Source organism: Mesorhizobium sp. AR10 (assembly GCF_024746795.1).
GTDB lineage: Bacteria > Pseudomonadota > Alphaproteobacteria > Rhizobiales > Rhizobiaceae > Mesorhizobium.
Genome location: NZ_CP080524.1, coordinates 1,946,868 through 1,969,704 on the forward strand (window position 1 = coordinate 1,946,868; position 22,837 = coordinate 1,969,704).

Here is a 22,837-nt window from a genome sequence, read left to right on the forward strand (position 1 = left end):
CGCGTTTCCCCGGTCGTCAGTGCGCTCGACGTTTCGCCAGCCGCTCTTTGCCCGGCCGTTCGGCACGCAAAGGCCATTGCAATTTTTTGAGACGCGCGTATCGTATTGACATGAATGTCTCACGTCAACAAGCCGCGCTGAATGATGATGCCAGCGAGGGAGCCGAGCGTGGACCTCGCGCGCGCACCAAACGGCTGATGCTGGAGACGGCGACAAGGCTGATGCAGGCGGGCGCGACGCCCTCGGTCAGCGAGGTTGCCGAAGCGGCGCAGGTTTCCCGCGCCACCGCCTATCGCTATTTCCCGAGCCAGGCAGCACTTGTGCAGGCGGTGGTCGACCAGGGGCTCGGGCCAATCCTTACCTGGCATTCAGCTTCAGCCGATCCAGAGCGGCGGGTTGCCGACCTGTTCGATACGGCCATGCCGCGCATCGAGGCTTTTGAGGCGACATTCAAGGCGGCGCTCAAGCTGTCGCTCGACCAGTGGGCCCGGCGGCAGGCAGGCACGCTGGGGGGCGAGCCGGCCTTCACGCGCGGCCATCGCGTCGGCCTGCTGAAGGATGCGATCGCACCGCTCAAGGGCCACATGCCGCCGCGCGAATTCAAGCGCCTGGCGCAGGCCCTGTCGATGATTTTCGGTGTCGAGGTTCTCATCGTGCTGAAGGACATATGGGGGCTGGACAGCCGCAAGATGAGGTCGGTCACGCAATGGGCAGCCAGCGCGCTGGTGCGGGCGGCGGTGGCGGAATCAGTAACCGAAGGAGACGGGATCGCGCCGGCGACGGCCGCAGGATAGCGTCAATCTGGTTAGACCAGATTTGCAAGTCGACTATCCATACTAATCGTGGTTCTGAGGTCAGAACAAGGCCTGTCCATATCAAGGAGTAGGAAAATTCAGATAAAACAGGCAGATACACCAGGAATCAGCTTGCGCGAGTGCTGGCTATCGCCCAAGAAAGAGCTTGACGTCTATCTGGAATTGGTAATACCAGATCAGGACTGATAAAGCTGATTGAAACGTGAGGGCTGCGATCCATTTCCGGTCGAGCGAGGAGGCTCAAACCGGGAGGGTGCCATCACAGAGGAACTACCAGGGCCGGCCTCGCTGCCGGCTCGCACGACAAGGTAGAATGCGCACAAGGGAGGAAAACATTATGCGCAAGACAATGACCAGCCTGCTTGCTGGTATCGGCTTAGTGCTCGCCTGCGGAACGTCCGTCTACGCGCAGGAAAAGGAACTCACTATCTTCTGGGCGGAATGGGATCCGGCCAACTACCTGCAGGAACTCGGCAACGAGTACGAGAAGGAAACCGGCGTCAAGATCACGGTGGAAACCACACCGTGGCCCGACTTCCAGACCAAGGCCTTCACCGAGTTCAACGCCCATGGCGATGCCTATGATATGGTCGTCGGCGACTCGCAATGGCTCGGCGCCGGCTCGACCGGTGGCCACTATGTCGACCTGACCGACTTCTTCAACAAGCACAAGGTCGGCGACGTGATGGCACCGGCGACGGTGAAATACTATGCCGAATATCCGGGCGGCAGCAGCAAGTACTGGGCCATTCCGCTCGAAGGCGACGCCGTCGGCTGGTCCTATCGCAAGGACTGGTTCGAAGACCCCAAGGAAAAGGAAGCCTTCAAGGCCAAGTATGGCTACGATCTCGACGTGCCGAAGGATTTCAAGGCGCTGCGCGACATCGCCGAATTCTTCCACAGGCCGGATCAGAAGCGATACGGCATCGCCATCTACACCGACAATTCCTATGACGCGATGGCGATGGGCTTCGAGAACGCGCTGTTCTCCTTTGGCGGCGAGCTGGGTGACTATAAGACCTACAAGGTCGATGGCTTCATCAACTCCGACAAGGCGATCGCGGCGCTCGACGCCTACAAGGAACTCTACAAGTTCACGCCTCCGGGCTGGGCCAAGTCGTTCTTCGTCGAAGACAACCAGGCGATCACTGAAAACCTGGCCGCGATGAGCATGAACTACTTCGCGTTCTTCCCCTCGCTGATCAACGAGGCGTCGAACCCGAATGCCAAGGTCACCGGCTTCTTCGCCAATCCTGCCGGCCCCGGCGGCGACCAGTTCGCAGCGCTCGGTGGTCAGGGCATCTCCATCGTTTCCTACTCCAAGAAGCAGGATGAGGCGACGAAGTTCCTTGAATGGTTCATCAAGGACGAGACCCAGAAGAAATGGGCAGCGCTTGGCGGCTACACCTGCAGTGCCGCCGTGCTCAAGTCGGAGGAATTCCAGAACGCCACGCCGTACAACAAGGCCTTTTACGAGACCATGTTCAAGGTGAAGGACTTCTGGGCAGTGCCTGAATATGCCGAACTGCTGCAGCAGCTCAACCAGCGCATCTATCCCTACATGATCGGCGGTGAAGGCACCGCCAAGGAGACGCTGGACGCGCTGGCCGCCGACTGGAACGCGACGTTCAAGAAATACGGCCGCGGCCAATAAGCATCATGCCTCACGGAGGGGGTCTTGTGCCTCCTCCGTTTCTTTTTGTGTAACGGGAGCAGGGTCTTGGCGACCACGATGATCACCACGCTGGACACGTCCTCGCGGGCCGCTGCACGCGGTCTCAGCGACATTTCGATCCGCAACCTCTTCATCATTCCGACGATCCTCTTCCTGATCGTCTTCAACATCTTCCCGCTGATCTATTCGCTGGGATATTCCTTCACCGATTTCCGTGCGTCGACTAACGCGCCGGCAAATTTCGTTGGGCTGCAGAATTATCGCGACCTGCTCAAGGATCCCTATGTCTGGTCCAATTTCGCCATCACCGCGAAATACGTCATCATCTCAGTCGTCGGCCAGCTGGTCGTCGGCTTCGGCGTTGCCATGCTGCTCAACCGCGACATTCCGCTCAAAGGTCTGCTGACGACGCTTCTGCTGCTGCCGATGATGCTGTCGATGGCGGTCGTCGGCCTGTTCTGGAAACTGCTCTACGATCCGTCTTTCGGCATCATCAACTATGCGCTCGGCCTCGGCACCTTCGAATGGCTGTCGGATCCGAAAATGGCGCTCTATGCGGTTGCCCTGACCGACATCTGGATGTGGTCGCCCTTTGTCATGCTTTTGTCGCTGGCCGGCCTCTCGGCTGTGCCGAAGCATCTCTACGAAGCAGCGGCGATCGACCGGGCCGGGCCGTTCTACACCTTCTTCCGCATTACGCTGCCGCTGGTCGCGCCGATCCTAATGATCGCGGTCATCTTCCGCACCATGGAGGCATTCAAGACCTTCGATCTCGCCTACATCCTGACCAGCCAGCCGACGGCCGAACTGATATCGATCCGGCTCTACAAGATGGCATTCCAGGAATGGCAGACCGGGCGCTCCTGCGCACTCGCCTACATCGTGCTGATCATGGTGCTGGCTATAACCAATATCTACGTCAAATACCTCAACAAGGTGAAGGAGCGCTGATATGGCTGCCGTGCGCACTTCTTCCGAAATCGGCATCAATCGCGTTGCAATCGTCGCCGTCCTGTTGGTGACGATCATCTTCCTGGCGCCGATCTACTGGATCGCCTCGACGGCGTTCAAGCCGCGCAATCTCGCCACCACCATCCCGCCGACGGTCGTCTTCCAGCCGGAAATCTCGCCCTTCGTCAAGCTGTTCACCAAGCGCTCGCAGCTGCGCAACCCAGCGTCGCCGGAGGAGTATGCAGCCGCTCCCTGGTGGGAGCGCGTCGTCTTCGACGGCGGCGAAAAGATCGTACGTGACGGCAAAGGTCAGGTGCAATGGTCGGGCTATCCGAGCCGCTTCATGAACTCGTTGATCGTGGCCATAACCTCGACGGTACTGGCGGTCGGCATGGGCACCTTCACCGCCTACGGCTTCTCGCGCTTCAAGGTGAAGGGAGAGGCGGATCTGCTCTTCTTCATCCTGTCGACGCGCATGCTGCCGCCGGTGGTCGTCGCCATCCCCATGTTCCTGATGTACCGGGCGGTCGGCCTCAACGATTCCCACCTCGGCCTGATCATCCTCTACACCGCTTTCAACCTGTCCTTCTCGGTCTGGCTGATGAAAGGCTTCATGGACGAAATCCCGAAGGAGTACGAGGAGGCGGCCCTGGTCGACGGCTACACGCGCATGGAAGCCTTCTTCAAGATCGTGCTGCCCGAGGCCGCAACCGGCATCGCCGCCACCGCCGTCTTCTGCTTTATCACGGCGTGGAACGAATATGCCTTCGCACTGATCATGACCAGCCGCCGTGCCCAGACAGCACCGCCCTTCATCCCCAGCCAGATCGGCTCCGGCCTGCCGGACTGGACGGTGATCGCTGCTGGAACCTTCCTGTTCCTGCTGCCGGTCGCGATCTTCACCTTCCTGCTTCGCAACCATCTGCTGCGCGGCATGTCGTTCGGAGCGATCCGCAAATGAGCTTTCGCGCCATCAACCAGAAATATCTCGAACCGGGCTCTCAGATCCTGATGGTGCTCGGCATCATCGCGCTCTGCCAGCCCTGGAACATGCTGCTGCACAGCTATGGCGTGACCATCATCCTGATCGGGCTGATCGGCTTCAACATCACGTCGAAGATTGCACCGGAGGAGAAGGCCGGCACCGGGCAAAAGGCAAATCCGGGAGCACCGCATTGACCCAGATCGAGCTTCGCGGCGTGCAGAAATATTTCGGCGCGGTCCAGGTCATCAAGGACCTCAACCTGAAGATCGACGACAACGAGTTCATTGTGCTGCTCGGCCAGTCTGGTTGCGGCAAGACGACGACGCTGCGGGCCATTGCCGGGCTGGAGACGATCGACGGCGGCGATGTCCTCATCGACGGCAAGCCGGTCCAGCATCTCAAGGCCGCCGACCGCGACATCGCCATGGTCTTCCAGTCGTTCTCGCTCTATCCGCATATGAGCGTCTACGAGAACGTCGCCTTCCCGCTCAGGGCAACGCGTAAGAGCAAGGCCGAGATCGATAGCGAGGTACGTTCGGTCGCCAAGACGCTGCAGATCACCGATCTTCTCGACAAGAAGCCGTCGGCGCTTTCCGGCGGCGACATGCAGCGTGTGGCCATCGGCCGGGCGCTGGTGCGGCGGCCGAAGGCGATGCTGATGGACGAGCCGATCGGCGCGCTCGATGCCAAGCTGCGCGAGGAGATGCGGGCCGAGATCAAGCGCCTGCATATCAAGCAAGGCTCGACCACCATCTACGTCACCCACGATCAGATCGAGGCGATGAGCCTCGCCGACCGCATCGTCATCATGCACGAGGGCGTGTTGCAGCAGGTCGGCTCGCCCGATGAAGTCTATTCGCATCCGGCCAATCTGTTCGTCGCCCAGTTCGTCGGCAGCCCGGTGATGAACGTTGCCGACGCGTCGGTCGCTGAAAAAGCCGCGTCGGCCTCGGTCACGGTCGGCGGCGCGGCGGCCGGTTTCGAGTTCCCGCGCGCGCTGCTGTCGAAGCTCAACGGCCATGCCAGCGACCAGCTTGCGCTCGGCATCCGGCCGGAAGGCGTGCTTGTTCGCCACGACGCGGCGGAAGGGTTTTTGCCGGTCGAGACCCAGATTGTCGAGCCGCTCGGATCCTTCGACATCGTCGACATCAAGGTTGGTTCCAAGATGTTGCGCGCGCGCACCAAGAGCGGCTTCGTCGGCGGACCCGGCGAGAAGGTCTTCGCCAGGATCGACCCGGCGCAGGCACATTTCTTCGATACGGCGAGCGGCAAGTCGCTTGATGTGAGACTCTGATGGCCCATATCCAGCTTAAGAACATTTCAAAGAAGTTCGGCAACCACACCGCGCTGACCGGGCTCGACCTCGAGATCGCGGATGGCGAGTTCTTCGTCCTGCTGGGCGAGACGGGCGCCGGCAAGACGACGACACTGCGCATGATCGCCGGCCTTGAAAAGCCCAGCGAAGGCCAGGTGCTGATCGATGGCGCCGACGTCGCCGACTGGGGTGCGGCCGAGCGCGACGTAGCGTTGGTGCTGCAGCAATATTCGCTCTACCCGCGCTACACGGTGCGCGAAAACCTCGAATTTCCGCTGAAGCCGAAGATCCGCCGGCTGCCCGACGCCGAGATCAAGGATCGGGTCGACCGCGCCGCCAGGACGTTGCGCATAGAGCATCTGCTCGACCGCAAGACCGACCGGCTTTCGGGCGGCGAGATGCAGCGCGTCTCCATCGGTCGCGCCATCGTGCGCAAGCCGCGCGTGTTCCTGATGGACGAGCCGCTGTCGGCGCTCGATGCCAAATTGCGCGAGGCGCTGCGTACCGAGCTGAAGAACCTGCAGATGCAGCTCGGCGCCACCTTCCTGTTCGTCACCCACGACCAGATCGAGGCGATGTCGATGGGCGACAAGGTCGGCGTGCTCAATCATGGCCGTATCGTCCAGACCGGCACGCCGCATGAGATCTACAACAATCCGCGCGACACCTATGTGGCGAGCTTTGTCGGCTCGCCGCCGATGAACCTGATCGACGGCCGACTGGTCGACGGCCGCGCGGTGATGGCGCCAATGAATTTCGAGCTGCCTTTTTCGGGAGGCGCCAAGGCGGGCGCGGCGACCGACGGTCGCCCGCTCGTCTTCGGCATCCGTCCCGAGGATGTCTATCTCGAGAGCGACGCGCCGGTGGAAGCGCGCGTCCACGATGTCGAGAACCATGGTGTCGAAAAGATCCTGACGCTGCGGGTCGGCGACACCACGCTGCGCGCCACGGTGCCGGCGAGGACCGATGTCCAGATCGAGCAACCGGTGCGCTTTGCCTGGAACCAGGACAAGGTGGTGCTGTTCGACAAGGGCAGCGGCGTAAGCTTGCGGCACGCCGGATAGGGTCTGGCCGAAGTCACTTCGCCATGTAGGTGGTGTAAGGCGTATCGTTGATCAGCAAGATCACGCATTCCGTATCTGACAGGCAGGCGTCGTCGTGCATTTCATCCGCCTTCTGCGTCCAGTAGGAACCAGGAGGAAGCTCCACCTTCGTTGCCTCGCCGCCGTCCATTTGCCAGTGCGCCCAAAGCCCCTGGATGACGACCGCGCGATAGTCGGCGGTGTGAGCGTGAACAGGAGCGCGCCAGTTGCCCGGGACCTTTAGCAATGTTCCCGCCGGGCCTTGCGCCCGGTCACCCCACAGCGCACCGAGGCGGTGCGGCTGGTCCGGTGCTTCCGCGACATAGGGGATCTTGTCGGCCGGCAAATAGCTGTCTTCAAGGGCGAGTGCCTGTCCCGGCATCGCAACCGCAGCCGCGAACAAAAGCAGTTTAAAGCGAGCTGGCATAGTCTCCTCCTTGGGGGCCGGCTGCTGCCGGTTTCCGCTATTCGCGAGGCAGGCTAACGCGCGGCCATCGGCCAGCAATGACCGAGCGTCCAAAAGGCTTGGCAGTTCCTCCAATTCAGGAGGACAGGACTGGCCACTATTCGGCGGCCTCGGCGGCGGCGCGGAAATGGCTGGGCGGCGTTCCCATGACCCGTTTGAACGCACGGCTAAAGGAGGCGTCCGAATCGTAGCCCAGACGGGCGGCGACGACCGATACACGCAGCCGGTCGCGGACCAGCCATTGCCGCGCCTGATGCATCCGCACGCGGGTGACGTACTTCGCCGGCGTCTCTCCGACGACCGTGGCAAAACGCTCGGCAAAGGCCGAACGCGAGGCGCCCATGACGCCGGCCAGTGCTGCGACGGACCAGTCCCGGTCCGGGTGCATGTGGATGGCGGCCAACACACGGCCTACATCGGGGTTTCTGACCGCAGCGATCCAGCCAGTGGAGTCGCCGCAGCCATGTTCGACCCACGAGCGGATGATGCTGGCAGCCAAGACATCGGCTAGTCGCGCCAGAATGCCGCCAGAGCCGACGCGGTCCATCGTCACTTCGCCCGCCATTGCTTCCAGCAGATGCGGTATGCCGGGCGCGTTCGTCGCCAGTTCGTGCGCGCGCATCATGTCAGGCATCATGTCGAGCAGCGGATGCGATCCGTCGAGATTGAAGTGCATGCTGCCGCAGAACAGCAGCGTCTTCGGCCCGCAGCAATCATTCGATACGTTGTAGACGTTTTCGCACACTGGCTCGACGCTGTAGCGCTCGATCGGCAAGGGGGGCAGGCCGGGCGCACTGGCCAAAATGTGCTCGTCGCCGCGCGGCAGCAGCAATGCGTCGCCGACCTTCAGTTCGATCCACTCCTTGGATGGCGAGAAGAGCCAGCATCCGCGCCCACCGATGAAATGAAAGCGCGCTGCTTTTTGCGTCGGGAAGAGAACTGCCCAGGGCTCACCCAGTTCGCAGCGGCCATAGTCGACACCATCGAGCCTCAAGCCGCGCAGCATGTCGGTCAACGGGTCGGTTGAAGCGAGTATCGCATCTCTGGACGAATTGTAGGTCATTCCGGATTTTCTAGCATGGAAACTCCGCGCGGTCACTCCCTATGTTGCACTGCAGCCAAATGTTGCGCCGCAACGAAATCGCCGACTGATCATAGCAGGGCCCCAACGGTCAGGCAGGTAATGGGTGGAACCCCAGTTGGTCATTCTCTAGGTGGCGCTGCACCAAACCGGAGACTGACCATGGCCGAACCCGCGACGGGCGTCATCGACGCCGCACTTCTGAACCCTGGAGAATCCGACGAACGAGCCGAACCGGCGTGGGGGGCGGTCGTATCGCTCGCGCTTGGTGTTTTCGGTCTCGTCACCGCGGAATTCCTGCCAGCCAGCCTGCTGACGCCGATGGCGCGCGATCTCGGCGTCACCGAGGGCGTGGCAGGGCAAGCGGTAACGGCAACGGCGATCGTAGGCGCCATTGCCGCACCGACCATGGCCATCATCACCAGGCGCCTGGACCGCAGGCTGGTGATGTGGGGCCTGACGGTGCTTTTGATCCTGTCCAACCTTCTGGCCACGTTTGCCTCATCGCTTTTTGTGCTTCTGCTGGCTCGTGTCGTGCTCGGCGTCGCCCTGGGCGGCTTCTGGGCGATGTCGGCGGCCATGGCGCTGCGGCTGGTGCCGATGCGGCTGATGCCGCGCGCCATGTCGATCATCCTGACCGGCGTTTCGGTGGCAACCGTGTGTGCTGCGCCGATCGGTGCCTATGTCGGTGATATCTGGGGGTGGCGCACGGCGTTCATGATCGCGACCGTCGTTGGCGCGCTGGCGCTGCTGGTGCAGATAGCCACCATCCCGAGGCTGCCACCCATGGGGGTGGCGAGCTTCCGAACCTTGCTCAACGTGCTGGAGCGTCCGATGATCAGGATCGCACTTCTGGTCGTGCTGCTGGTGGCTTCGGGACATTTTGCCGGCTTCACCTATGTCCGCCCCTTCCTCGAGAAGGTCCCTGTGCTCGACATCGAGACGATCTCGCTCGTGCTGCTGGCCTACGGCATAGGCGGCTTCTTCGGCAATGTTGCCGGCGGCATCCTCGCCGAACGCAACCTCAAGGCAGCCGTTGCGCTGGCGCCTCTGCTGATTGCACTGGCCGCCGCCTCGATGCTCGTTTTCGGAGCCTCGCCCTCGATCGCCGCTGTCGCCGTTGCGGTCTGGGGCTTTGCCTTCGGCGCGGTGCCGGTAGGGCTGCAAAGCTGGCTGGTGCGCGCCGCACCCGACCAGGCCGAAAGCGCCGGCGGACTGATGGTCGCCACTTTCCAGCTGGCCATTGCCCTGGGCGCCGTCTTCGGAGGTCTGCTGGTCGACCATGCCGGCGTTGCCAGTGCCTTCGCCTACTGCGGAATGGCGACGTTGCTGGCGGCGCTGGTGGCGTTCTTGCTTGGCCCGAGGAACGCAGACTAAAGCAATCCGGATGCGGTCCATCTGGATCCACAACGGACACTCCTTGTCTCGACGCAACGGCTCGAAAATCGGTTACGGTTTTCGGGCCGTGGTGATTGCAGCCACGAAGCGGTTCAAGCTGTCTTCGACATAGGAGGCCACCTCGACCTGCGGGTCGAAACTCCACCAAAGCAGCGAGCCTTGCCAATGCGACGCCATTAGCAGCCCGATATTCGGCGGCCGATTGGCGGTCTGTGCGAAGCAAGCGTCAAGGACGCTGCAAAGCGACATCTTCCATGATGCCCCGCGCGCCCGAAGAACAGGGTCGCGTAGATCTTCACGTAGGACAAGCAGGCCTTCGGCGTAGGACTCGATGCCGCCATAGTCGCGCGAAAGCGCCACCAGCAGTTCGATTGCCCCGGTGGGGGTTCTCGCAACAGCGGCCGCAAGTCTTGCAGTTTTCTCGTCCAACCGATCCCATGCCTGCAGCAAGGTCAGCTGCTTCAGCCGGGCCTTGCTCTTGAAGCGCTGCACCAGCGTTGAGCCGGAGAGACCGCACGTCTGTGCCAGCCGCTCGAAAGTGAGCGCCTCGGGACCATGGTCGTGGATCAACCGATGCGCGGCTTTCAGCACATTTTCGTCGGATTGCGTTTTCGGTCGAGGCATCTTGACATCCATTTATAAACGAATGATCATTTATATACGATGGTGCGGGCGAAAGCCAGCCCTTGTCGAGTGAATCTGGTTCAGGAGAGTGCAATGACGCTTCATGGAAAAGTCGCGTTGGTCGCCGGCGCAACGCGCGGTGCCGGACGGGGAATTGCGGTCGAATTGGGCGCCGCCGGCGCCACCGTCTACGTGACTGGACGAACGACGCGCACGCATCAATCCGAATATGCGCGCCCGGAGACCATCGAGGAGACAGCGGAGCTGGTCTCGGCGCACGGCGGCAATGGCATCGCCGTGCAGGTCGACCATCTGGTTGCCGATGACGTGCGCAAGCTGGTCGATCGCATCCGCGCCGAACAAGGTCACCTCGATATCCTGGTCAACGATATCTGGGGTGGCGAAAAACTGTTCGAATGGAACAAGTCGGTCTGGGAGCACAACCTGCAGAACGGCTTGCGCATGCTGCGGCTCGGCATCGACACGCATCTGATCACCGCCCATCACGCGCTTCCGCTTCTGATCGAGCGTCCGGGCGGCCTGCTCATCGAAGTCACCGATGGCACTGCCGAATACAATGCCGACCACTACCGGCTGTCGCCATTCTATGACCTCGCCAAAGTATCGGTGACGCGCATGGCCTGGGCCCATGGCAAGGATCTCGCAGCGCATGGCGCCACCTCGGTGGCGCTGACGCCCGGCTGGCTGCGCTCGGAAATGATGCTGGAGGCATTCGGCGTCACCGAGGAGAACTGGCGCGATGCAACAGCGAAGGTGCCGCATTTCGTCATCTCGGAGACGCCGCGCTTCCTCGGCCGCGCAGTGGCGGCACTGGCGGCGGACCCGGATCGTTCGCGCTGGAATGGGCAATCGCTATCGAGCGGCGGTTTGGCGCAGATCTATGGCTTCACCGATCTCGACGGCTCGCGGCCCGATGCCTGGCGCTATGTTCCGGAGGTTCAGGATGCCGGCAAACCGGCCGATGCGACGGGGTACCGGTAGGTTTAGACTGCACGACCGTCGAAGTCGAAGATCGGCACTGCGGCCAGGTCGAGGTCCAGGCAATGGACATTGACATAGGCGTTCCGTTCGCTCCCTTCGCCGACATCCTCGGCGAAGGGATGGATGCCGCAGGTCCGGCAGAACCGGTGTGCGATGACCTGGTTGGCGAAAGTGTATTTGCTGAGATCGTCGCCCCAGGCAAGCAGCCGCAATTTGTCATGCGGCACCGCCCATAGCAGCGCGCCCTTGCGCGAACAGATCGAACAATTGCATCGCACGGCCCCACGCAGCTCGCCTTCGACCTCGAACGCGATCTTGCCGCAATGGCATTTGCCTTTGTAGAGCATCCGATCTCCTCCTTCGGTCCGACAGGGTGCAAATCCGGCACCGCCGGGCTATGTCTCAGCTGCCTGTAAGACGTTGCAGGCGTCCGGAGTCCGACACCGAAAATGCAATCAGTCCGCGATCATCTGGAAATCCTGCTTTCGCGTCTCGCCGCCCGCGCCGGCGATGAGAGCGTGTTCACAAAGCTCTATCCGGAAGTGGCGCGGGCGGCGGCGGATGGCGCCGATGCGCGGCGAAAGGCCGGCGCCACGCTCGGGCCGCTCGACGGGGCGATTGTTTCGATCAAGGACCTGTTCGACGTCGCCGGCGAACCGACCATCGCCGGCTCGCGAATGCTCAGCACCGCGCCGCCGGCGCCGCAGGATGCGGTCATCGTCCACCGGCTGCGCCAGGCCGGTGCGGTGATCATCGGCAAGACCAACATGACCGAATTCGCCTTCACCGCGATCGGCGTCAATCCGCACTATGGCACACCCGGCAATGCTCTCGATGCCAGCCGCATTCCGGGCGGCTCGTCCTCCGGCGCTGGCGTTTCGGTTGGCGAAGGCACGAGCGATATTTCTATCGGCTCGGACACCGGCGGTTCCGTGCGCATTCCGGCATCGCTCAACGGCGTCGTTGGCTTCAAGCCGACGGCGCGGCGTGTGCCGCTCACCGGTGCCTTCCCTTTGTCGGCCACCCTGGACTCGATTGGGCCGCTTGCCCGAACCGTCGCCCAGTGCGTTGCCGCCGACGCGGTGATGGTTGGCGAGGAGGTGAAAGCACTGCCGCCGCTCTCACTTGCCGGGCTTCGCATCGGCATCCCGCGAGGTCGTCTGTTCGAAGACACCGAAAGTGAAGTTGCTGCTGCGTTCGAGCGCAGCCTTGTCACGATCGAGCGGACAGGCGCGCGGCTGACGGATATTTCGATCGACGACCTCATCGCCGATCTTCGCGCTGTCACCAAACGCGGTTCGATCGCGGCGATGGAGGGGGCCGAAATCCATGCCGATTGGCTGGCGACAGGGGCATCGGTGCCGGTCGACCCGCACGTCAGCGGGCCTTTGTCACGGGCAGCAATGCTGCCGACCCCGGTCTACATCAGGGCAATGCGCCGCCGTGCAGCACTGGCTGCCGCTATGGACGAGCGGTTGGCATCCGTCGATGTGCTGGCGCTGCCAACCACGCCGGTGACCGCGCCGACCATCGTTTCGGTGACAGAGGATGCCGATTTGCGCGACCGCACCGAAGGCCTGCTGTTGCGCAACACACAGGTCGCCAACCAATTCGACCTCTGCGCGATCTCGCTGCCGATGCCTGACATAAAATTGCCTGCCGGGTTGATGCTGGTGGCGCGCAATGGCCATGACCACCATCTGCTGCGCATAGCGGCTGAAGTGGAAAGGCTGTTCTGACAGGCAGTGTACTGCAGATGGGCGCTCAGCGCGCCGCGCAGCGCTTGCGCTCGCCTTTCTTGGAAGCGCGTTCGATATTGGTAATGACCAGCATCGGCGGATCGCTCATTTCACCGCGATGCTGGATAGATCCTCGGACGACGAGCTTTCCCGCATAGAGCCTGTCGGAGAGGTCAGGTGCGGACCGGTTCAGCGGCGGCAATTCGGTGGTGTTCAGCGCCACGCCCTTGATGATCTTGCCGGTGGCCAGATCGAGCGCATTTCCCGATGGGCAGGGGCCCATGCTGCAAACAATCCCATTGCTGCAAAAGACATAATCGCTGCTTTGTGCCGCAGCGAGCGAGGGCAAGGCCGCGATCGGACATGCGGCGAGAACCAGAGATGCGAAGCGGAGACTGGACATGGTTTTCAACGTGCCGAAGAATTGGGGCGAAAGCGCGATTGTCTTCAGTCGGCCGGGAACCGCCGCCGGTAGTGCCCGACCACTTCGGGATTGCGCAAATTGACCGGCAGCTTGTTGGCCAGCACCAGCAAGGTCTCGCCTGCCGCGCCGACACCCATGCGCAGCATCGATTGTTCGGTGATGCCGGCCATGTGCGGCGTGACAATGACATTGTCGAAGCCGAAATAGGGATGATTTGAAGGCAGCGGCTGCGTCGCAAAGACATCGAGCGCAGCCCCGCCGATACGGCCCTTTTGCAAGGCATCGATCAGCGCGTCGTCATCGATCACCGGCCCGCGCGAGATGTTGATCAGCAGCGCATCCGGCTTCATGCGGGCGATGCGTTCACGGCCGATCAGGCCGCGCGTCTCCGGTGTCAGCGGGCAGCACAGTACGATGATGTCGCTCTGTTCGACCAGCGCGTCGATCGACAGGAAGCCGACCCTGTCCGGCGCCGGCTGCATGCTGCGGGTCGTCGCCACCACGTTCAGGCCGAAGCCGTGCGCGGCGATATGGCTGACCGCCTGACCGATCGCACCGAAGCCGACAATGCCGATCGTCTTGCCGGCGAGCTCGCTGGCAGAAATGGTGTGGTCGCGGCCGGCGAGCCAGCCCTTCGCGCGCAGGTCGCGGTCGACCATGCGGAAGCGTCGAAGCAGCGCAAGGGCGGCGAACATCACGTATTCGGCGACCGATCGCGCGTTGACCGCCGGCACGTTGGCCACCAGCACGCCGGCGGCGGCGGCCGCCTCCATCGGCACCATATCGAGCCCGGCGCCGTGGCGGATCGCCGCCCTCAGCTTCGTCGCACCTTCGAAAAGTGCCGGCGGGAGCGGGGCGCGGACGATGATGATGTCGGCGTCGCTCGCTTCGGCGGCCAGTGTGCCGGCATCGAGGGCGGAGGCGACGACGAGCTTGCCGGCTCCAGCCAGCATGGCGGCGGCACGCGGGTGCAGCGTGTGCGTCGAAAGGATTTTGGGCATGGAGCTCCCGTTTTTTGGTCGCAATTCCGGACGGAAAACCGTTTCACACTTTTCCCGGAATTGCTCTAGGCCTTTTCGAGCGCCAGGGCTTTGGATTCTGCCTCACGGCCTTCGATCAGGCCCTTCCAGTAGCTTTCCGCGCCTTGCAGATGGGCGCTCATCAGCGCCTGGGCGAGATTGCCGTCGCGGCGCAGCAGCGCCTCGTAGATCTGGACGTGCTCGGCATGCGAGCGGACGCTGCGTTCGGGATCATTGAAGTAAATCGGCAGGCGCTGCTCGCCCATTAGATAATAGACGCTGCAGATGTTGTGGAAGACGCCGTTCTTGGTCGCCCGCACGATTTCCAGATGAAACTCGCGGTCCTCCTTGGCGAGCCCTTCGCCGGCTGCGATGCGCTGCTCCGAGGCTTTCAGGATTTCGCGCAGCCGTTCGAAGTTCTCTTCGGTGGCGCGCGAACAGGCGAGCTCGGCCGCCTTGATCTCGTGGATCTTGCGCAATTCGACCGTCTCATAGATCTGCACCGGATCGAGCGGCAGGCCGGCGCGCGCAAACAGCGCCATCGCCTCGACGCTGGCCTGCTTGGTATCGATGTAGATGCCGGATTTGGCGCGGCGCTCGACGATGCGCATGGCTTCGAGAATGGCCAGCGCCTCGCGGATCTGGCCGCGGCTGACGCCGAAATGCTCCGCCAGTTCGCGCTCCGACGGCGTGCGGCCCGTCTCCTTGTCCGAGTGGGAAAACAGATAGGCGGCGAGTTTCGCGAGAAGGTTCTTTTCTTTCATCGTCAGCTGCGTTGCGCGTGCGCCTCCAGGAACCGCTCCGAAATGGTGAATCCCAGTCCGGGCTTTTCAGGGATCGCTATCATACCGTCCTTTGCTTCGACAGTCTCTTCGATAAGATCATGGATCATCGGGTTGGCGCCGAGCGAATATTCGACAGTGAAGCTTGCCGGCGAAGCGGCGCAGACATGCAGCCCGGCAAAGAAGCAAGGCGCGCCGGCCCACAGATGCGGTGCGAAGCGCAGATTGAAGGCGCTGGCGATGGTGCCGATCTTCATGGCTTCACTGATGCCGCCGCAAAAGGCCGGGTCCGGCTGGAAGATGTCGGCGGCCTTGAGCACGGCGAGGTCGCGGAACGCATAGCGCGTCGCCTCGCTCTCGCCGGTGGCGATCGGGATGGAGCCGCAGGCGCGCACTTCGGCCATGCCGGATTTGTCGTCGGCGATGACCGGTTCCTCAAACCAGGCGAGATCGAGATCGCCGGCGAGGTGGGTGAAGCGCTTGGCTTCCGCCACCGTGTAGGTGCCATGCGCATCGACCATGAGGTCGACATCGGGACCGAGCGCCTGTCTTGCGGCGCGCACGCGGGCCGCGGAAACGTGCGGGGCGCCGTCCATGGCGCCGATCCGCATCTTCAGCGCCTTGAAGCCGCCCTTGGCGATATAGGACTTCAACTGGTCGCCGATGGCGTCGGCGGCGGCCCAGCCGCCGGAGGCGTAAGCCTGCATGCGGTCAAGCTTGCGGCCACCGAGCAGCCGCCAGACCGGAACCCCGAGCGATTTGCCCAATATATCCCAGAGCGCGATGTCGACGGCGCTGATGGCAGCGATGTTCATGCCACGCCGCGCCAGTTGCGGCATGGCGTGGCCGGCACGTGCCGCGGTGTCGTGGCGCACGCCATTGTAGAACATCTCCCAGATAACGCCGATATCGGCCGGGTCGCGGCCGATCAATTGCGGGCCGACTTCATGGTTGAGCATATGGACCAGGGCGCCATAGCTGCCGGCACTGCCGGCAGCGTTCTTGCCTTCGCCCCAGCCGACCAGCCCGTCATCAGTCTCGATGCGCAGGATGGCGGCGTCGAACGTCGTCACCTGACCGAAGTCGCTGCGGTGCTGACGCGCCGCGTCGATCGGTATGCGAACCCACCAGGCCTGGACGGTCTTGATACGCATGTTCTTCCCCGGCCCTGCCGCTGGAAGGCGGAGGGGCTCATTCCCAGTCGGACCGGCTACTTGATCAGCGGCAGCAGCGTTTCGGCGTTGATGCGCATCTGGTCGGTGTAGAATTTCTCCGTGAGCACGCTGGAGCCATGGTCCTGAATGAATTTCAGCTGCTCGGGCGAGATGTCGACCGGGTTGCGTTCGACCATGTCGGGATAGGGTGCGGCCGGCGTGCGATCGACCGGGGCGACGAACTCGTTGGTCAGCGCGCCGTCATAGCCGACCTCCCTCAGCGTCGCGATGATCTTCGGCCAGTCGATCTGCCCGAGACCGGCGGCGAAGCGGTTGTTGTCGGCGACATGGAAGTCGAACAGGCGCTTGCCGACCTGGCGGATGGCGTCATAGACGTTAAATTCTTCCATATGGATGTGGTAGGCGTCGAGGCAGACGCCGCATTCAGGGCTGACCGCGTCAGCCAGCGCCAGCGCCTGGGCGCCGCGGTTGAACAGATAGGTCTCGAAGCGGTTGAGTGGCTCGACCGCGATCTTGACGCCGACCTTCTTGGCGTGGGTGAAGCATTCCCGGGTGGCGTCGACGACCCATTTCCATTCCTCTTCCTCGGTGCCGTCAGGCACCACCTTGCCGACAGTCGCGGGAACCAGCGTGATGATCTCGCCGTCGAGTTCGCTGACCATGGTCAGCACGTCCTTGACGTACTGCACGGAGCGCTCGCGCTGGCCCTGGTTCTTGGCGGCAAGATTGCGCTCACCCAGCATCAGCGTCACCGCACCCCAGCAGCGGATGCCGTGTTCCTTCAGGAGCGCGCGCGTCTCCTTGGTCTTGTATTGTTCGGGCTCGCCGGAAATCTCGATCGACTCGTAGCCGAATTTCTTGATGCGCTTCAGCGTCGTTTCCAACGGCTCCGCCCGCATCCAGTTGTGCGTCGAAAGATGCATGGTCTATCCTTCCCAGAATTCGCCTGTCACGTTTCCCACGGCGCCCTCCAGAGGAGTCCGCCGCATGATTCCTCCCCAGGGCGTTCCAGTGTTTTTTGACGAACTGGTTCGACCAATTGGGTCTGATGGCAGGTCTACAGCAAATTCCTCCGAACGGCAAGAAGTCGCGAGATGCAACCCGTGGTGGCAGTTATTCCATTGAATATGTTAATGTATTTTCATCGTTTGTGATGACTGGCGGGCCTTCTGCGTTGCACCCCGCCGCTTGACCGCGCGGCCACGTTTGGTAATACCAGAATGGCGACACAAACAAGTGTCTGCGAGAAAACACCAAACGGGCTGGCCCTGCTTCCAATCGGCGCTATGCTTGGTCGTGACATGAGAGAGGGAGGATGCCGATGCCGACGACAATGAAGGGCCCCGGGCTGTTTCTGGCGCAGTTCGCGGGCGACGCCGCGCCGTTCAATTCGCTGGCGTCGATTACCAAATGGGCGGCTGGCCTGGGCTACAAGGGCGTGCAGATCCCGACCTGGGATGCGCGGCTGTTCGACCTGAAGAAAGCGGCGTCTTCCAAGGCCTATTGTGACGAGGTCAAAGGCATCTGTGCCGAGGCTGGCGTCGAGATCACCGAGTTGTCGACGCATCTGCAGGGGCAATTGGTGGCGGTGCATCCGGCCTATGACGCGCAGTTCGACGGCTTCGCCCCGCCTGCGGTGCACAACAATCCGAAAGCCAGGCAGAAATGGGCGGTCGAGCAGATGAAGTTCGGCGCCAAGGCGTCGAAGAATCTGGGCTTGAAGGCGTCGGTCTCCTTTTGTGGAGCGTTAGCCTTCCCTTACCTTTATCCGTGGCCGCAGCGGCCGGCCGGATTAATCGAAGAAGCGTTTTCGGAACTCGGCAAACGCTGGAAGCCAATCCTCGATGTCTATGAGGACAATGGCGTCGATGTCGGCTACGAGATCCACCCGGGCGAGGATGTGTTCGACGGTGCGACTTTCGAGATGTTCCTCGACGCCGTCGGCGGCCACAAGCGCTGCAACATCAACTACGACCCGTCGCACTTCCTGCTGCAGCAGCTCGACTATCTCGAATTCATCGACATCTATCACGAGCGGATCAAGGCCTTCCACGTCAAGGACGCCGAGTTCAATCCGACCGGACGGCAAGGCGTCTATTCCGGCTATCAGAGCTGGACCAATCGGGCCGGGCGCTTCCGTTCGTTGGGCGACGGGCAGGTCGATTTCGGCGGCATCTTCTCCAAGCTCACCCAATATGGCTACGATTCCTGGGCGGTGCTGGAATGGGAATGCTGCCTGAAGCATCCCGAGGATGGCGCTGCCGAAGGCGCGCCCTTCATCCAGCACCACATCATCAGGGTGACGGAAAAGGCCTTTGACGATTTCGCCGGCGGCGCGACCGACAAAAAGGTGCTGCGCGCCATGATGGGAATCTGAAGCGGTTCCCTCCCCCTCGGGGAGGGTGGCCCGAAGGGCCGGGTGGGGTCGGCTCATGCCGAGCTCTACTTTCTACGACCCCACCCGATCCGCTGCGCGGATCGACCTCCCCTCAAGGGGGAGGTGAAACAACGAGGGAGACGAAAAATGGTCGGCGCATCGAAGTCGGAAACGGGAGGCGGCCCGATCCGCTATGGCATGGTCGGCGGCGGGCAAGGCGCCTTCATCGGCGCGGTGCACCGGATCGCGGCGCGCATGGACAATGATTTCGTGCTGGTCGCCGGTGCGCTGTCGGCGAATCCCGAGCGCGCCAAGGCATCGGCCGCTGAACTCGGGCTCGATCCCGCACGTAGCTACGGCTCCTACGCCGAGATGGCCAAGGCAGAAGCCAAGCGCCCCGATGGCATCGAGGCGGTGGCCATCGTCACCCCGAACAATGTGCATGTGCCGGCGGCGAAGGCCTTTCTCGAAGCCGGTATCCACGTCATCTGCGACAAGCCGCTGGCGACGACGCTGGCGGAAGCGAAGAAGCTGGCGGCTGTGGTCGAAAAGACAGGTAAGGTGTTCGTGCTGACCCACAACTACACCGCTTATCCGATGATCCGTCAGGCGCGCGAGATGGTGGCCAAGGGTGTGCTTGGCGACATCCGCATCGTGCAGTCGGAATATCCGCAGGACTGGCTGACCGAGGACCTTGCCGCCACCGGTCAGAAGCAGGCGGCGTGGCGCTCCGACCCCAAGCAGGCTGGTGCGGGCGGTGCGCTGGGCGACATCGGCACGCATGCCTACAATCTTGCCCGTTTCGTCTCTGGTCTGGAGCTCGATGCGCTGTCGGCCGATCTCGACGCCTTCGTGCCGGGCCGGCTGCTCGACGACAATGTCAATGTGATGCTGCGCTTTAAGGCGGTCGGCAGGATACACCCGGCCAAGGGCATGATCTGGGCCAGCCAGGTGGCGCCCGGCCATGAGAATGGGCTCAAGCTGCGCATCTATGGCTCCAAGGGTGGATTGGAATGGGTGCAGGCCGATCCGAACTATCTCTGGTACACGCCGTTCGGCCAGCCGAAGCAACTGCTCACCCGCAATGGCGCCGGCGCGCTGCCGGTGGCGGGGCGCGTCAGCCGCGTTCCGTCCGGCCATCCGGAAGGCTATCTCGAAGGCTTCGCCAACATCTACCAGGAAGCGGCCCGCGCCATCCGCGCGGCGCGCAAGAAAGGCGGCAAGCCGGGCAAGGACGTCGTCTTCCCGACCATCCAGGACGGCGTTGAAGGCATGGCATTCATCGAGGCCTGCGTGAAGTCGTCGAAGAAGAATGGGGCGTGGACGAAGCTCTGACCGGGGTACTGATCTTCAGGTGATGCCGGCCTGCAAATGGCAGCTTCCTGCGCTTCCGGTGCTCACGTACGAAAAGTACGCTCCGCTCCGGTTCTCAGAAACTACCATTTTCGGCTCGGCCTGACCTGAAGCTCAGCACCCCGGTAAGGCCGAAAGTGGGAGGGGCGTCGATGAAAATCGGCATGTGCATGTTCTTGTGGACGACGGCAGTGTCGAAGAAACACGAGCCGTTGCTCAGGGACATCAAGGCGACCGGTTTTGACGGCGTCGAGATACCAGTGTTCTCAGGCACGCCTGACGACTACAAGAAGCTCGGCGACCTGCTCGATCGCATCGGGCTGGAACGCACCGCCGTCTCGGCCATGGGCGATCCGGCGATGAACCTGATCTCGTCGGATGCCAGTGTGCGCAAGGCCGGCATCGACTACATGAAATGGGCGATCGACTGCGCCCAAGCGCTCGGCGCCATTAAGCTGAGCGGCCCGCTGCATTCGACGCTTGGTACCTTCTCTGGCACCGGGCCGACGGCGGCCGAGAAAAAGCGCTCGGTCGCCTCGCAGCGCACAATTGGTGACCATGCCGGCAAGAGAGGAGTCACCATCGGGCTGGAGGCGCTCAACCGCTTCGAATGCTATTTGCTGAATACGATGGACGATCTGTCTGAGCATATCGATGCGATCGACCGCCCGCACATCAAGGCGATGTATGACACCTTCCACGCCAATATCGAGGAGGCCGATCCGGTCGGCGCCTATAAGCGCAATCGAAAGAACATCGTCCACATCCACATTTCAGAAAACAACCGCGGCGTGCCAGGGCGCGGCAATATTCCGTGGAAGGAGACGTTCTCGGCCATTCGCAAGAGCGGCTATGACGACTGGCTGACGATAGAGGCGTTCGGCCGCTCGCTGAAGGATTTGGCGGCGGCCACCAAGGTCTGGCGCGATTTTTCCGAGAGTCCCGAGGCTGTCTACCGCGACGGCTACAGGCACATCAAAAACGGGTGGAAGAAGGCCGGTGCCTGAGACGCGTTTCGGGATCGTGGTCTAAGCCGCCGGCAGCGGGCGGGCGGAGGCGCGTTCCGGCCGCTCGTCGTTGCCGACGGTCCCCATCAGTTTGCGGCGGAGATAGTTGGAGATGTTGTCGAAAACAAAAACGACAAGCAGGATCAACAGAACCATGTAGAAAACATTGGCCCAGTTGGTGTTGGTGCGCATGGCTTCCCACAATTTCAGACCGATGCCGCCGGCGCCGACAGCGCCGATGATTGTCGCCGAGCGCGTGTTCGATTCCCAAAAATAGAGGGATTGGCTAAGGAACACCGGCAGAACCTGCGGCAGCACGCCGTAGCGTTGCACCATCGTTGGCGTGGCGCCCACCGAGCGGATGCCCTCGCGCTGCTTGTCGTCGATGTTTTCCAGCGCCTCGGAATAGAGTTTGCCCAGGGTTCCGGTGTCGGTGAAGAAGATCGCCGACATGCCGGCCAGCGGCCCCGGACCGAAGCCGCGGGTGAAGAACAGCGCCCAGATCAGCATGTCGACAGACCGCAGGAAATCGAAGAAGCGCTTTGTCGCCTGGTTGGCCATCCAACTCGGCGTGATGTTGCGCGCAGCCAGGAAGGCGAGCGGAAAGGCGACGACCGAGGCCAGCACCGTGCCGACAAAAGCCATGACGATGGTTTGCAGAAGCTTCAGCCACACGTCGCCGTGCTGCCACTCGGCGTTGTAGAGGATGTTGTCCCAGGCAAGCGCTGCGTTTGATCGCGACGGGTCGATGCGCTCACCGGAGACGATCAGTGAAGCGACCTCGCCGAACGGTTTTCCCCAGAATGGCGAATTCGTGTCAAAGACAAAATTGGCCCAACCGAAAAACCGCCTCCAGGCGATCACCTCGTCATTCTGCACTTCAGCACGGCCCAAGAATCCGAACGAGATATAGGCTGTCGAACCTGGCTTGCGTTGCTCTATCCAGTCAGGCAGCGGTGTGCGCGGCGTGACAGAGCTGTCCTTGGCAATGTCGAAGATGACGCTTTCGGCGCCACGCGTCACAGTGACAAGATTTGGTGTAATGGCAATCTGGCCGCTGCCAAGGACGACGGTCGCCGCCACGATGGCCTTTTCGTGCACCGTTTTAGGCGCAGCCGGAACCAAGTTGTCTGGCGAGGGGGCTGGGTTCTCGGCGGTTGGCGCGCCAGGCGTCATGAACGAACCCTGCGACGACTTGTCAGTCGTCATCGTCGGTGCTGGCGCGGCGTCGACCCGCCGCTCGATCGCAGCAATCTGCTTGATCACCCAGTCGGGATTTGGATTGGATCCCAGTTTGGAGAAGCGGGAGTAGTCGATGGTCAGATAATTGTCCTTGAATTCGATGTCCGGGCGGATTTCGTAAGACACCCAGTCGGCGAGATAGGCGCCGGCCAGGTTCCAGTTCGCCTTTTCGAGAACGATGCCGATCGAGAAGAACCACCAGCAGTAAAAGGTGTAGAGAATGCACAGAAGGAGGCCGAACGGGGCGGCATAGCGCTTCCATAAGGGTCGCCGAAACGCATCTGGATGGCGAGCGGCGATGTCGTTGATGGCGTCGGCGTTCATT

General features: G+C 62.3%; 23 protein-coding genes. 13 read left to right on the forward strand and 10 right to left on the reverse strand.

Features of this window, described 5'->3' with window-relative positions; all coding sequences use genetic code 11:
- Window positions 1-110: 110 nt before the first annotated feature.
- From LHFGNBLO_RS12920 to LHFGNBLO_RS12950, 7 genes are all read left to right on the forward strand, one after another.
- Window positions 111-794 (forward strand): TetR/AcrR family transcriptional regulator, encoded by a 684-nt coding sequence (locus tag LHFGNBLO_RS12920; protein ID WP_258607823.1) that lies wholly within the window; start codon window positions 111-113, stop codon window positions 792-794.
- Window positions 795-1,152: 358 nt separating this feature from the next.
- The gene (locus LHFGNBLO_RS12925) at window positions 1,153-2,469 is read left to right on the forward strand and encodes an ABC transporter substrate-binding protein (protein WP_258607825.1); all 1,317 of its coding nucleotides are present in this window, start codon (window positions 1,153-1,155) and stop codon (window positions 2,467-2,469) included.
- Between the two features lie 66 nt (window positions 2,470-2,535).
- Window positions 2,536-3,441, forward strand: coding sequence for a carbohydrate ABC transporter permease (locus tag LHFGNBLO_RS12930; RefSeq protein ID WP_258607827.1), 906 nt, complete (start codon window positions 2,536-2,538; stop codon window positions 3,439-3,441).
- Between the two features lies 1 nt (window position 3,442).
- Window positions 3,443-4,402, forward strand: coding sequence for a carbohydrate ABC transporter permease (locus tag LHFGNBLO_RS12935; protein WP_258607829.1), 960 nt, complete (start codon window positions 3,443-3,445; stop codon window positions 4,400-4,402).
- Window positions 4,399-4,620 carry a hypothetical protein gene (locus LHFGNBLO_RS12940; RefSeq protein ID WP_258607832.1) on the forward strand — a complete coding sequence of 74 codons (222 nt, stop codon included), beginning with the start codon at window positions 4,399-4,401 and terminating at the stop codon, window positions 4,618-4,620. Before LHFGNBLO_RS12935 ends, LHFGNBLO_RS12940 begins: the two co-directional genes overlap by 4 nt.
- Complete coding sequence (locus LHFGNBLO_RS12945; protein ID WP_258607834.1) at window positions 4,617-5,720, forward strand: ABC transporter ATP-binding protein; 1,104 nt, start codon at window positions 4,617-4,619, stop codon at window positions 5,718-5,720. Before LHFGNBLO_RS12940 ends, LHFGNBLO_RS12945 begins: the two co-directional genes overlap by 4 nt.
- Complete coding sequence (locus LHFGNBLO_RS12950) at window positions 5,720-6,805, forward strand: ABC transporter ATP-binding protein (RefSeq protein WP_258607836.1); 1,086 nt, start codon at window positions 5,720-5,722, stop codon at window positions 6,803-6,805. Before LHFGNBLO_RS12945 ends, LHFGNBLO_RS12950 begins: the two co-directional genes overlap by 1 nt.
- A gap of 13 nt (window positions 6,806-6,818) precedes the next feature.
- On the opposite strand, the gene LHFGNBLO_RS12955 is transcribed toward LHFGNBLO_RS12950, so the two are convergent.
- Both LHFGNBLO_RS12955 and LHFGNBLO_RS12960 read right to left on the reverse strand, forming a co-directional pair.
- Window positions 6,819-7,250, reverse strand: a complete 432-nt coding sequence (locus LHFGNBLO_RS12955) for a DUF4437 domain-containing protein (RefSeq protein WP_258607838.1) — start codon at window positions 7,248-7,250, stop codon at window positions 6,819-6,821.
- Window positions 7,251-7,386: 136 nt separating this feature from the next.
- On the reverse strand, window positions 7,387-8,352 hold the full coding sequence (locus LHFGNBLO_RS12960) for an AraC family transcriptional regulator (protein ID WP_258607841.1): 966 nt from the start codon (window positions 8,350-8,352) through the stop codon (window positions 7,387-7,389).
- Between the two features lie 180 nt (window positions 8,353-8,532).
- Here LHFGNBLO_RS12960 and LHFGNBLO_RS12965 point away from each other — a divergent pair, with 180 nt between their 5' ends.
- On the forward strand, window positions 8,533-9,747 hold the full coding sequence (locus tag LHFGNBLO_RS12965; RefSeq protein ID WP_258607851.1) for an MFS transporter: 1,215 nt from the start codon (window positions 8,533-8,535) through the stop codon (window positions 9,745-9,747).
- Between the two features lie 72 nt (window positions 9,748-9,819).
- Here LHFGNBLO_RS12965 and LHFGNBLO_RS12970 read toward each other — a convergent pair whose 3' ends face one another.
- A complete protein-coding gene (locus LHFGNBLO_RS12970; protein WP_258607853.1) occupies window positions 9,820-10,392 on the reverse strand; it encodes a TetR/AcrR family transcriptional regulator in 573 nt (190 codons plus the stop codon).
- Window positions 10,393-10,485: 93 nt separating this feature from the next.
- On the opposite strand from LHFGNBLO_RS12970, the gene LHFGNBLO_RS12975 reads away from it, so the two are divergent.
- Complete coding sequence (locus LHFGNBLO_RS12975; RefSeq protein ID WP_258607855.1) at window positions 10,486-11,394, forward strand: SDR family oxidoreductase; 909 nt, start codon at window positions 10,486-10,488, stop codon at window positions 11,392-11,394.
- 2 nt (window positions 11,395-11,396) lie between these two features.
- On the opposite strand, the gene LHFGNBLO_RS12980 is transcribed toward LHFGNBLO_RS12975, so the two are convergent.
- Window positions 11,397-11,741 (reverse strand): GFA family protein, encoded by a 345-nt coding sequence (locus LHFGNBLO_RS12980; RefSeq protein WP_258607857.1) that lies wholly within the window; start codon window positions 11,739-11,741, stop codon window positions 11,397-11,399.
- A gap of 102 nt (window positions 11,742-11,843) precedes the next feature.
- Between LHFGNBLO_RS12980 and LHFGNBLO_RS12985 the strand changes: the two genes are divergently transcribed.
- Entirely contained in the window at window positions 11,844-13,133 is a 1,290-nt protein-coding gene (locus LHFGNBLO_RS12985) for an amidase (RefSeq protein WP_258607859.1), read from the forward strand.
- Window positions 13,134-13,158: 25 nt separating this feature from the next.
- Here the strand turns inward: LHFGNBLO_RS12985 and LHFGNBLO_RS12990 are convergent, their stop codons facing one another.
- From LHFGNBLO_RS12990 to LHFGNBLO_RS13010, 5 genes are all read right to left on the reverse strand, one after another.
- Window positions 13,159-13,416 (reverse strand): hypothetical protein, encoded by a 258-nt coding sequence (locus LHFGNBLO_RS12990; RefSeq protein WP_258607861.1) that lies wholly within the window; start codon window positions 13,414-13,416, stop codon window positions 13,159-13,161.
- A gap of 164 nt (window positions 13,417-13,580) precedes the next feature.
- Complete coding sequence (locus LHFGNBLO_RS12995; protein ID WP_258607863.1) at window positions 13,581-14,558, reverse strand: NAD(P)-dependent oxidoreductase; 978 nt, start codon at window positions 14,556-14,558, stop codon at window positions 13,581-13,583.
- 65 nt (window positions 14,559-14,623) lie between these two features.
- Window positions 14,624-15,340 (reverse strand): FadR/GntR family transcriptional regulator, encoded by a 717-nt coding sequence (locus LHFGNBLO_RS13000; protein ID WP_258607865.1) that lies wholly within the window; start codon window positions 15,338-15,340, stop codon window positions 14,624-14,626.
- A 2-nt stretch (window positions 15,341-15,342) separates the two neighbouring features.
- Entirely contained in the window at window positions 15,343-16,512 is a 1,170-nt protein-coding gene (locus LHFGNBLO_RS13005) for a mandelate racemase/muconate lactonizing enzyme family protein (RefSeq protein ID WP_258607867.1), read from the reverse strand.
- 56 nt (window positions 16,513-16,568) lie between these two features.
- Complete coding sequence (locus LHFGNBLO_RS13010; RefSeq protein WP_258607869.1) at window positions 16,569-17,456, reverse strand: sugar phosphate isomerase/epimerase family protein; 888 nt, start codon at window positions 17,454-17,456, stop codon at window positions 16,569-16,571.
- A gap of 398 nt (window positions 17,457-17,854) precedes the next feature.
- On the opposite strand from LHFGNBLO_RS13010, the gene LHFGNBLO_RS13015 reads away from it, so the two are divergent.
- From LHFGNBLO_RS13015 to LHFGNBLO_RS13025, 3 genes are all read left to right on the forward strand, one after another.
- Window positions 17,855-18,910, forward strand: coding sequence for a sugar phosphate isomerase/epimerase family protein (locus tag LHFGNBLO_RS13015; protein WP_258607870.1), 1,056 nt, complete (start codon window positions 17,855-17,857; stop codon window positions 18,908-18,910).
- A 147-nt stretch (window positions 18,911-19,057) separates the two neighbouring features.
- A complete protein-coding gene (locus LHFGNBLO_RS13020) occupies window positions 19,058-20,245 on the forward strand; it encodes a Gfo/Idh/MocA family protein (RefSeq protein WP_258607872.1) in 1,188 nt (395 codons plus the stop codon).
- A 170-nt stretch (window positions 20,246-20,415) separates the two neighbouring features.
- Window positions 20,416-21,270 carry a sugar phosphate isomerase/epimerase family protein gene (locus tag LHFGNBLO_RS13025; RefSeq protein WP_258607874.1) on the forward strand — a complete coding sequence of 285 codons (855 nt, stop codon included), beginning with the start codon at window positions 20,416-20,418 and terminating at the stop codon, window positions 21,268-21,270.
- Between the two features lie 21 nt (window positions 21,271-21,291).
- Here LHFGNBLO_RS13025 and phnE read toward each other — a convergent pair whose 3' ends face one another.
- Entirely contained in the window at window positions 21,292-22,836 is a 1,545-nt protein-coding gene (gene phnE / locus LHFGNBLO_RS13030; RefSeq protein ID WP_258607876.1) for a phosphonate ABC transporter, permease protein PhnE, read from the reverse strand.
- Window position 22,837: the final 1 nt, after the last annotated feature.